Origin of the sequence: Ilumatobacter sp. (genome assembly GCF_041688325.1) — a bacterium.
Classification (GTDB): domain Bacteria; phylum Actinomycetota; class Acidimicrobiia; order Acidimicrobiales; family Ilumatobacteraceae; genus Ilumatobacter_A.
In genome coordinates, this window is sequence record NZ_JBDNIJ010000165.1 from 1 (window position 1) to 9,312 (window position 9,312).

The following is a 9,312-nucleotide window of genomic DNA, read 5'->3' on the forward strand; positions in this document are numbered from 1 at the left end:
ACTAGGACGCTCGGCGAATATTGGCGAGGATCGCGTCACGGATCTCGTGCAGTCGCGGCTGCGGGAGGTCGTGGGCCATGTCGGGGAGCGCGAGCAAACGCGAACCTGGAATAGCCATCGCTGTAGCGACGCCGCCGCTCGGCTTGACGAGCGGATCCACAAGTCCGTGAATGACAAGTGTCGGCGCGGTCACCGCTCCGAGCAACTCGGTGCGATCACGAGTTCCGGCGATCGCCGCGGCTTGCCGGTCGAAGCCATCCGGAGTGAAGCTTCGTTCAACCGCCGCCGCAGCTCGCACGCGATGCTCATCAGCGTCGAAATGCGGACCCGAGACCAGCCCGAACAACCTCACGTTTTCATCGACAGCGTTCTCCCTCGTCGACGCGGGACGCCGCACGACATTCTTCGCCAATGACGCCTTGATCCCACCGCTCTTGCGGTCGCCGACGTTGGACATGATCGAACACATGCTGCGCACCCGGGTGGGGTGATTGATCGCCAACTCCTGCACGATCATGCCGCCCATTGAGAGACCAACGACGTGGGCCGACTCGATGCCCAGCGCGTCGAGCAGCCCGGCTGCATCGTCAGCCATATCGACGACGGTATAGCCGACACCCTTCAACGGCCGTCGCGTGATCATCGCCGTCAACGTCTTCGCGAGCTTCGGAGGCGTCCAGGTTCCCTGCGTCGAGAGGCCAATATCGCGGTTGTCGAACCGAATGACCTTGAATCCTTCGTCGACGAAGAGATCAACAAACTCATCGGTCCAGCCGATCAACTGCTCACCCAGACCCATCACGAGAAGCAGCGGCTCGCCGTCGCCCCTGACGTCGTACTCGAGTGTGATTCCATTGGCTTCGGCTTGAGGCATCTCGAAATCTTAGACGCTCCAATTCGACGCCGGAAGCGAGCTGGCCTTGGCTGAATGCCCGTGTGGTCGGCCCGTGTTGAGTGCGATCAGCCCTCCATAATGCTCAGCGCCGGGCAGCGCCAGCGCCGGTATCCCCGAGCGCACGCCAGCAGATATTCCTCGGTCAAGTGCCCCGTATCGCCGGCTCGAAGGCAGCCGAAGGGTGTCCCAAAACGCCGACAAGGTGACGCACCTGAGGTGACACCTGCCGTCGGATTTGGTGGCACGTCGCAGACCGGGCAAACGTGGCCTGACTCGGCCTGACTCGGCCTGACTCGGCCGTGAATCTAGACGGTGGCAAGCAGAAAGGCGAGCGTGCGAGCTTCGTCACGCCAGGCGTCGTACCTGCCGGTGGGGCCGCCATGGCCCGCTCCCATTTCGATTCGCAAGACGATCGGGGCGTTGCCGGTCGCGACCTCGCGGAGACGCGCCACCCACTTGGCGGGCTCGTGGACGCCGACCCGCGGGTCGTTCAAGCCGGCGGTGGCGAACAAGGCCGGGTAGTCGGCAGCGACCGTGTTGTCGTAGGGGGAGTAAGCAGCCATGATCGACGCGAACGGTTCAGAGCGAGGATCGCCCCACTCCTCCCATTCGGTCACGGTGAGGGGCAGCGTCGGGTCGCTCATTGTTGACACGATGTCGACGAACGGGACCTCAGCAACGACGCTCGCGTAGAGGTCCGGTCGCTGCGTCATGCACGCTCCAACCAGCAGGCCACCGGCGGATCCGCCGCGGATCGCTAGGCGGTCAGGAGCAGTGATCTTGACGTCGACCAGGTGCTCGCTGCAGGCAATCATGTCGTCGAACGTGTGCTGCTTGTTGAGCAACTTGCCATCGATGTACCACTGACGACCGAGTTCGCCGCCGCCACGGGGATGGGCCAGGGCGAAGACCATGCCGCGATCGAGGAGCGAGATGCGTGCGATCGAGAACCACGGCGCCATCGACGCTTCGTACGAGCCGTATCCGTAGAGGACCGTTGCCGCCGTGCCGTCGAGGGGTGTGTCGACATGATGCACGATGTCGAGTGGTACGAGGACGGGGTTGTCGCCACCACTTGGCGCCCACAAGCGACGCGTGACGTACTGCTCGAGATTGACGTTGGGCGTTGGGAGTTGACGAAGCAGCACGCGTTCACCGGTCGCCACGTGTTCTTCGAACAGCGACGGTGGCATGACCATGGAGGTGGTGACGAACCGGATCGTGTCGGAGTCCCACTCCGGGTTCGCGCTGAGGTCAACGTCGTGTGGTGCAACACCGAGTTCGACGGTCCGTTCCGGGAGCGCGTCGTCGCGGAAGAGAATGCGCAGCCGGGGCTGGGCGTCGGCCCATTCGTGCACGACGATATGCCCGGCGAATGCTTCGACGCCACTGATCCGCAGCCCGGGGATATGCGCGATCAACTCGGACCACGCTTCGGCAGTGGTCCAGTCGGAGTCGAGCGGCGCCGTGAGAACACGAAAGTCGACAGCGGCGTCGTTGGTCGTCATCACGAACCGGTCGCCCCAATGGTCGACCTGGTACTCGATGTCATCCCGACGTGGCCGGACGATGGTAAACGGGGCCGAGAGGTCCGACGGAGCCAGGCGAACCTCAGCGCTTGTCTTGCTCGCAGAGTGAATAATGATCCATTCGTTTGAACGGGTCTCACCGATCGCGACGAAGAATCGTTCGTCGAGTTCCTCGAAGATCAACTCGTCGGCATCGGTCGTGAGGTCGCCGACACTGTGGCGCCAGACCTGAAAGGGTCGCTCTTGGTCGTCTGGGCGGACGTAAAAGAGCGACGAACCATTGGCCGACCAGGCAGTGCCGGCGTTCGCGATTTTGTCGATGCCTTCGTCGCTATCGACGAACGATCCGTCGTCGGCGAAGGTGCGGATCTGCAACTGGTAGCGCTCATCGCCCGCTGTGTCGATCGACCAGGCGAATGACCGGTGGTCATGGGATGCGTCAAGTGCGCCGAGGTCGAAGTAGTCGTGCCCGGCAGATTCGATGTTCTCGTCGAAGAGGACGATCTCGGTGGCCGTGTCCATCGTCGGCCCGCGATGGTGGACCGGATAGCTCAGGCCCTCTTCGGTCCGTGCCACGTACCACCAGTCGCCGTTGCGTACCGGGGTCGACATGTCGGACTCTTGCACTCGCGACTTGATCTCGGAATACAGCGTCTCGATCGTCTCGGCGTGCGGCTCGAAGTAGGCGTCGCTGTAGGTGTTCTCGGCGGCGAGATGGGCGAGAAACTCCTGGTCCTCGATATCGAGCATCCAGGCAAACTGGTCATCGACGGGCCCCGTCGGCCGGTCCCAAACGTGGGGCCGTCGAGGTGCAACGGGAGCGCCTGCCGGAGCGCCGGTGTGACGATTGTTCTTGGAATTGTCTACGTTCACGATCGAGCCAATGTAGGGCCGCAGCGCTACCGTTCGGTCACGTTATGCGAGTTTGGATCGATCAAGACCTCTGTACGGGCGACGGCCTCTGCGTCGACCACTGCCCTGACGTCTTCATCCAACTCGAAGACGGGATCGCCTACGTCGCCCAAGACCGTGCGCCGCTCAACGACCCCGGCGGCTCCGGCAGCCTCGCCTGGGTCAGCAATCGGAACATCGCCGACGTCGTCCATGCTGCTGAGGCCTGCCCCGGCGAGTGCATCTTCATCGAGGTCGACGTCCCCGTGGCCGAGTTCGCTGCCGACGGCGCTGCCGCCTGAGTCGGTAGGTCGCCCGTGCCCTCCGCCTTCGAGCCCGACAAGGGCATCAACCGGGGCGTTGTAGAACAGATTGCCTGGTGTAACGGCGAGCCCGACTGGATGACTGAGATGCGTCTCCGTTCACTCAGCTTGTTCGATTTGTTCGACGAGAAGCCGATGACCGAATGGTTCGCGGTCAACATGCCCGACATCGATTTTCAGGACATTTATTACTACCGCGGTCCCCAGGGCGAGCAGGTCTCCGAGTCGGACGAACTTCGCGGAGCGCAGTCCGAGTCCGAGATCGTTGACCGCAAGAACCGCGATGACTTGGAGAAGCAGGGGGTCCTGTTCTGCGACATGGACACTGCCCTGCGCGAGCACCCGCACCTGGTCAAGGACTACTTCGGCACGATCGTCCCGCCGGGCGACAACAAGTTCGCGGCACTCAACACCGCGGTCTGGTCGGGTGGCTCGTTTATCTATGTCCCGCCGGGTGTCGACGTCGAGATGCCGCTGCAGACCTACTTGTCGGTCAACTCCGAAAGCGCTGGCCAGTTCAAGCGCACGCTGATCATTGCCGATGAAGGCTCCAAGGTGCACTACATCGAAGGGTGCTCGGCCCCGGTGTACACGAAGGAAGCGCTGCATTGCGCGGTCGTCGAGGTCGCCGTGAAGCCGAATGCCGACGTCACCTACACGACCATCCAGAACTGGTCGCCGAACGTCTACAACCTTGTCACGAAGCGGGCGCGAGTCGAAGCCGGCGGTCACATGAAATGGATCGATGGCAACATTGGTTCCAAGTTCACCATGACGTACCCGTCGGTGTACCTGGTTGGCGCTGGCGCCACCGGCGAAGTGTTGTCGGTTGCTTACGCAGGTAGGGGCCAGCACCAGGATGTCGGCGCCAAAATGGTGCACGCCGCCCCGAATACGACCTCGAAGATCGTCTCGAAGTCGATGAGCAAAGATGGCGGGTTCACCACGTACCGCGACCTCGTGCGTGTCGACGAAGGTGCGGTCGGCGCGAAGAGCCACGTCGAATGCAATGCACTCATCCTCGACGAGCACTCAATGTCTGAGACGTTCCCGTTCACGGAGATCAGCGAACCTGACGCTCAGATCGGCCACGAGTCGACAGCCTCGAAGATCACCGACGAGCAGCTGTTTTACCTGATGTCCCGTGGCCTCTCCGAGGAGCAGGCAATGGGCCTGATCGTCAACGGCTTTATCGAACCGATCACGAGAACGCTCCCGATGGAGTATGCGGTCGAATGGAGCCGCCTGATCGAACTCCAAATGGAGGGGTCGGTCGGGTGACCTGCTCTTCGGCGCGTTGTCCGCTCTCGGGTCCTGTCGCCGGGAATTGATCGGGCTGCGACAGCTCGTTCCTCGCTGACGGTCCCTCTTCAATCCCCGGCGCCACCCGTTCGCTCACCTGCCACCTTCGAATGCTGGTCAACCCGACCTCTTGAATGCGCAAACGCCACCCGTTCGCTCTTTGTTCGCCTTCGAATGCTCGGCGACCCGACCTCTGAATGCGAAGCGCCACCCGTTCGCTCTAGCCTCGCCTGTATGCCGATGCGGACCGAGTGCAAGAACTTCGAGAGTCGGTCGTACCCGAACGGTGACACGGTCAGGAAGTGCAACCTCGATCTGGCTCCTGATGCTCCGTGGCGGTGCCCGGAGAATTGCTCTGGCTACGAGCGGCGCCTCGCCGATGCCGCGTGGACACACGGCACGCTTATTGTGCCGCCGACGCCTCCGGAGCCCAAAAGCCTTGATGACGGATCGGCTGCAGCGGTGCTTGATGCAGCAGAAAACATCCTCAACTCGATCGGTGCTGATGTACGGGCCGAAGTGGAGGCCGAGCGAGCCGCGGCCCAGCATCGGCGCGGAATATTCAAGCGTCTTTTCCGCAAGAAGCCCTGATCAAACTGGTCTCGTAGGCCAGTCGATATTTCTGCCGGTCAACCGGCCAGCAACGTTGCAACGAACTCACTTCGTTACGGTCGCGGCATGTCATGGCGTGAATCCAACGGACGACTCGAATGTGACTTCACGTTCGGTGACTTTTCGGAAGCGTTCGCGTTCATGACTCGGGTGGCACTGCTCGCTGAGACACAAGATCATCATCCCGAGTGGTCGAACGTGTACAACCGGGTCAGCATCGCGCTGACGAGCCATGACGCAGGGAACACCGTCACAGACAGGGATCGTCGGCTTGCGGCCGACATCGATGACCTCCTCAGTTGAGACGAAGGTTGGCGAGGCTGCGAGCACCGGTCGATTCCCGGGTTGGTGGGTCGTTGCTGGCTGCTTCATCGTGCTCACGGTCAACTCTGGGTTCGCGTTCTACGGCCTGGCGGTCTACCTCAATGCGTTCAGCAACGAGCGGGGCTGGTCGCTCGGATCCATCTCGTTCGGGGTCACCGTGTTCTTCGTCGTGGGTGGTGTCGCTGGCCTGTGGGTTGCTCGACTAATCGCTGCCTACGACGCGCGTTACGTGATCATGGGTGGCGGTGTGATTGCAGGTGGAGCGTTGGCGCTGCTCGGTCAAGTAGAGACCCAATGGCAGCTGTTCCTCGTGTACGCCCTGTTTGCACTCGGGTATGCGGGCGCTGGTTTGGTGTCGACGACCACCATCGTGACGCGCTGGTTCCATCAGAAGCGGGCCGTCGCATTGTCGGTTGCATCGACTGGCCTGTCGGCCGGTGGCATCATCATCACCCCGTTCGTGAAGCGCTTCATCGACGAAGACGGCCTTGCAGCAACGACGCCGTGGCTCGGTTTACTGTTTGTCATCGGCGTTGTTCCGATCACTTGGTTCCTCGTGAAGCCCGATCCGATTGCGGCCGGATGGTCACCTGACGGTGCTCGACGCACGGTCGGCCAGGCCGTCGAAGCGCTCCCTGGAGTGTCGTTCGAAGAAGCGGTCCAGACCCGATTTTACAAAGCAATCACCATTGGTTATGTCCTTTGCCTCGGCTCGCAGGTCGGTGGCATCCAGCAGTTGGTGAAGCTCGTCGAAGGCCGGACCGATCCTTCCACTGCCAGGTTTGCGTTGACGGCTCTCGCTGCCACGTCGGTGATCGCTCGTTTGATCGGTGGCCGCGCGACGCAGGTGGTCGAGATGGCGAAGCTGACCGTGGTGCTCGCCGCACTCCAGTGTGTGGCGCTTGTTGCTCTTGCGTTCGCGACGTCGACACCGCTGATCTTCGTGTCGATCATCCTGTTTGGTCTGACGATTGGCAACCTGTTGATGCTGCAGCCGCTGCTGCTCGCTGAACGCTTCGGAGTCGCCGACTATCCGAAGATCTACAGCCGGTCCCAGTTCATTGCGATTGTTGGTGTGGCCGGTGGGCCGCTGCTGCTCGGCTGGTTGTACGACGTGTCGGGTTCGTATCGGTTGCCCTACAGCGTTGCGGGCGGGCTCTGTGTGATCGGTGTGCTGTTCCTCGCCGCTGCCGGCCCCGCTACGGTTCCCTCGGATGAGTGAAGCACCGCACCGCAACGTCATCCGGGTGATCGACGCCGGGCGCGAACTTGGCGTCGACGTGCAGCCGCGGCACTTCGCGCAGGGCGCGAAGACGGCGCAAGATGCTGCTGACGCCATCGGCGTCGATGTCGGTCAGATCGTCAAGAGTTTGATCTTTGGCGTCGCGTCAGATGCCGACGAGCTCGAGCTGGTGTTGGCCTACGTCAGCGGTAAGAACCAACTGAACGAGAAGTTGTTGGCAGCCGCGGCCGGTGCAGCAAAGTGCAAGCGAGTCGATGCTGATGCCGTTCGACTGAGCACTGGCTATCCGATTGGCGGCGTGCCGCCGTTCGGCCACACGAATCCGCTGCGGGTGTTCATCGACCCAGACCTCCTCGCCTACGACGAGGTTTGGGCAGCAGCGGGAACCTGGAACGACGTCTTCGCCATCGAGCCGAACGAACTTGTTCGCGCGAGCGGCGGAGAAGTCACCGACCTCCGCAAGTAGTTACGCATGGGGTCAGGCCCCTTTCGCAACTCTGTCGAATCGGCCGGCAAGTACAGCGTGTCGCAGCGCCGCAAACGCAGGGTCGTCGGCGAGTCGCACCCGACCTCGACGGGCTGTTGCCCGCACCGAACCAGCGCTGCCCAACTCGTAGTGAGTAGCGAGATCATCTGACCTAAGTATTCGGAGCTCGACGGCCAGCGTTATTGCGAGCAGCCGAGCCGTGTTGTTGTGGTTGCGAAGTCGGAGGTTCTCGACCGCAACCCCACAGATTGCAGCGACGAGTTCGTCCATCGCGTCGACCTGGCCGAGTGCGGCGGGGCTGCCAAGCCGCTCCGCCTGCTTGTCGCTCGGGTGGCTCGTGAGCACGTACCGCTCGTAGGTGGATCGGTTCTGGAATTGCCCGTCCAGTTCGATGGTTGTTAACCATTTCGGAGCAACAGATCCGGTGGCGTAGTGCCGAAAACTCGACCACCGATAGAGCGCCAACGAATGGCCCGGCACGATGTCGAGCGGATTTCGATGAATGTAACGCCCGGTGAGGTGGAGCGCCGTCGGTCCGTTGACCAGGTGGGAAGTGAAGCGCCCTTCGAACATGGGCCCGGTTCGGTCGTGGTGATGGTTGTACGACCCCACGTAGACCGACTGGATGTCTTTCATCGCTGCAGACACACCTCCCTCGGGACAATGCATGAGCTGATGGAAGTGGTTGTTCATTAACGCGTACGCGTGAATCTCGATGCCGTGGGTTGCCACCGCGTCGGCCATCAGCGACTCGAAGTAGGCGAAGTCGGCGTCGCAACTGAAGATGTCCTGTCGATCGGCTCCACGGTTGATGACGTGGTACCAAGCGCCGTGCAGGTCAGGTCGAGGAGGCCGAGGCATAGCCCAATCTTGCCTGTCGGGTGTCACAGAGTTGCGAAAGGGGCCTGACCCCATGCGCACTTATTCGGTTGAGGTGGTGCCGCCGCCGCTGTCGAGCGCCTGCAGGACCGTGTTCCAGCTGAGCACAGCGCACTTGATGCGGACCGGGAATTTCATGACGCCTTCGAGCGCTTCAAGATCGCCGAGATCGATGGCGTCGTCGCCGTCTTGTGGCTCGACGCCGTCGATGCCCATCAGCGCTTTGAAGCGGCGGGCCAGGGCGCGGTTCTCGGCAACGGACTTGCCTTTCATCGACTGGCTCATCATTGATGCCGACGACTGCGAAATCGAGCATCCCTGGCCGCCGACCTTGATGTCTTCAATGACAGCGTCGTCGCCCTCACCGGATATCGAAAGGTAGACGGTGATCTCGTCGCCGCACAAGGGGTTGTGCCCCTCGGCCTTGATGGCTGGTGGATCGAGCTCGCCACGGTTACGCGGTGTGCGGTAGTGATCGAGAATGATCTCGCGGTAGAGATCTTCGAGTCCTGACATGGTGGTTTCTCCCGGAAGCTGAACGGCTCAGAGGCCGAAGATATCGGTTGCGTCGTTGAGGCCGTCGGCAAGAGCGTCGATGTCGGCGGTGTCGTTGTAGAGGTAGATGCTGGCGCGAGTCGTTGCGTTGACGCCGAGGCTCTGCATCAGCGGCTTGGCGCAGTGGTGGCCGGCGCGCACGCACACGTTGCGTTCGTCAAGGACCTGGCTGACGTCGTGCGGATGAATGTCGCGGAATGTGAAGCTGAACACGCCGCCGCGCAACTCGACGTCGTCGGGCCCGTAGATCGTGATGTCGTCACCGAAGCGGC

The 9,312-nt window shown here is 62.1% G+C and carries 11 protein-coding genes; 6 read left to right on the forward strand and 5 right to left on the reverse strand.

What is annotated here, in order from left to right; all coding sequences use genetic code 11:
* Position 1: 1 nt before the first annotated feature.
* A complete protein-coding gene (locus ACH2EI_RS10470) occupies positions 2–874 on the reverse strand; it encodes an alpha/beta fold hydrolase (protein ID WP_395152789.1) in 873 nt (290 codons plus the stop codon).
* A gap of 326 nt (positions 875–1,200) precedes the next feature.
* The gene (locus tag ACH2EI_RS10475; RefSeq protein WP_395159958.1) at positions 1,201–3,297 is read right to left on the reverse strand and encodes a S9 family peptidase; all 2,097 of its coding nucleotides are present in this window, start codon (positions 3,295–3,297) and stop codon (positions 1,201–1,203) included.
* A 44-nt stretch (positions 3,298–3,341) separates the two neighbouring features.
* Between ACH2EI_RS10475 and ACH2EI_RS10480 the strand changes: the two genes are divergently transcribed.
* The 6 genes from ACH2EI_RS10480 to ACH2EI_RS10505 all read left to right on the forward strand — a co-directional run bounded on the left by ACH2EI_RS10480 (position 3,342) and on the right by ACH2EI_RS10505 (position 7,585).
* The gene (locus ACH2EI_RS10480) at positions 3,342–3,617 is read left to right on the forward strand and encodes a ferredoxin (RefSeq protein WP_395152791.1); all 276 of its coding nucleotides are present in this window, start codon (positions 3,342–3,344) and stop codon (positions 3,615–3,617) included.
* A 15-nt stretch (positions 3,618–3,632) separates the two neighbouring features.
* Positions 3,633–4,919, forward strand: a complete 1,287-nt coding sequence (gene sufB, locus ACH2EI_RS10485) for a Fe-S cluster assembly protein SufB (RefSeq protein ID WP_395152792.1) — start codon at positions 3,633–3,635, stop codon at positions 4,917–4,919.
* Between the two features lie 255 nt (positions 4,920–5,174).
* The gene (locus tag ACH2EI_RS10490; RefSeq protein WP_395152793.1) at positions 5,175–5,531 is read left to right on the forward strand and encodes a hypothetical protein; all 357 of its coding nucleotides are present in this window, start codon (positions 5,175–5,177) and stop codon (positions 5,529–5,531) included.
* Between the two features lie 87 nt (positions 5,532–5,618).
* Positions 5,619–5,855, forward strand: coding sequence for a 4a-hydroxytetrahydrobiopterin dehydratase (locus ACH2EI_RS10495; RefSeq protein ID WP_395152794.1), 237 nt, complete (start codon positions 5,619–5,621; stop codon positions 5,853–5,855).
* The gene (locus ACH2EI_RS10500; RefSeq protein WP_395152795.1) at positions 5,839–7,098 is read left to right on the forward strand and encodes an MFS transporter; all 1,260 of its coding nucleotides are present in this window, start codon (positions 5,839–5,841) and stop codon (positions 7,096–7,098) included. The genes ACH2EI_RS10495 and ACH2EI_RS10500 overlap by 17 nt, the downstream gene beginning before the upstream one ends.
* Positions 7,091–7,585 (forward strand): YbaK/EbsC family protein, encoded by a 495-nt coding sequence (locus tag ACH2EI_RS10505; RefSeq protein ID WP_395152796.1) that lies wholly within the window; start codon positions 7,091–7,093, stop codon positions 7,583–7,585. The genes ACH2EI_RS10500 and ACH2EI_RS10505 overlap by 8 nt, the downstream gene beginning before the upstream one ends.
* Before the next feature lie 12 nt (positions 7,586–7,597).
* Here ACH2EI_RS10505 and ACH2EI_RS10510 read toward each other — a convergent pair whose 3' ends face one another.
* The 3 genes from ACH2EI_RS10510 to ACH2EI_RS10520 all read right to left on the reverse strand — a co-directional run.
* Entirely contained in the window at positions 7,598–8,467 is an 870-nt protein-coding gene (locus ACH2EI_RS10510; protein WP_395152797.1) for a transposase, read from the reverse strand.
* Between the two features lie 60 nt (positions 8,468–8,527).
* The gene (gene sufU, locus ACH2EI_RS10515) at positions 8,528–9,001 is read right to left on the reverse strand and encodes a Fe-S cluster assembly sulfur transfer protein SufU (RefSeq protein ID WP_395159960.1); all 474 of its coding nucleotides are present in this window, start codon (positions 8,999–9,001) and stop codon (positions 8,528–8,530) included.
* Positions 9,002–9,028: 27 nt separating this feature from the next.
* On the reverse strand, positions 9,029–9,312 hold a 284-nt coding region (locus tag ACH2EI_RS10520; RefSeq protein WP_395159962.1), incomplete at its 5' end, for an aminotransferase class V-fold PLP-dependent enzyme.

Bases quoted from the DNA above. Each gene is read 5' to 3' on its own strand.
- ACH2EI_RS10470 (WP_395152789.1), bottom strand. From the start codon at position 874: ATGCCTCAAGCCGAAGCCAATGGAATCACACTCGAGTACGACGTCAGG.
- ACH2EI_RS10480 (WP_395152791.1), top strand. From the start codon at position 3,342: ATGCGAGTTTGGATCGATCAAGACCTCTGTACGGGCGACGGCCTCTGC.
- ACH2EI_RS10490 (WP_395152793.1), top strand. From the start codon at position 5,175: ATGCCGATGCGGACCGAGTGCAAGAACTTCGAGAGTCGGTCGTACCCG.
- ACH2EI_RS10495 (WP_395152794.1), top strand. From the start codon at position 5,619: ATGTCATGGCGTGAATCCAACGGACGACTCGAATGTGACTTCACGTTC.
- ACH2EI_RS10500 (WP_395152795.1), top strand. From the start codon at position 5,839: ATGACCTCCTCAGTTGAGACGAAGGTTGGCGAGGCTGCGAGCACCGGT.
- ACH2EI_RS10505 (WP_395152796.1), top strand. From the start codon at position 7,091: ATGAGTGAAGCACCGCACCGCAACGTCATCCGGGTGATCGACGCCGGG.
- ACH2EI_RS10510 (WP_395152797.1), bottom strand. From the start codon at position 8,467: ATGCCTCGGCCTCCTCGACCTGACCTGCACGGCGCTTGGTACCACGTC.
- sufU (WP_395159960.1), bottom strand. From the start codon at position 9,001: ATGTCAGGACTCGAAGATCTCTACCGCGAGATCATTCTCGATCACTAC.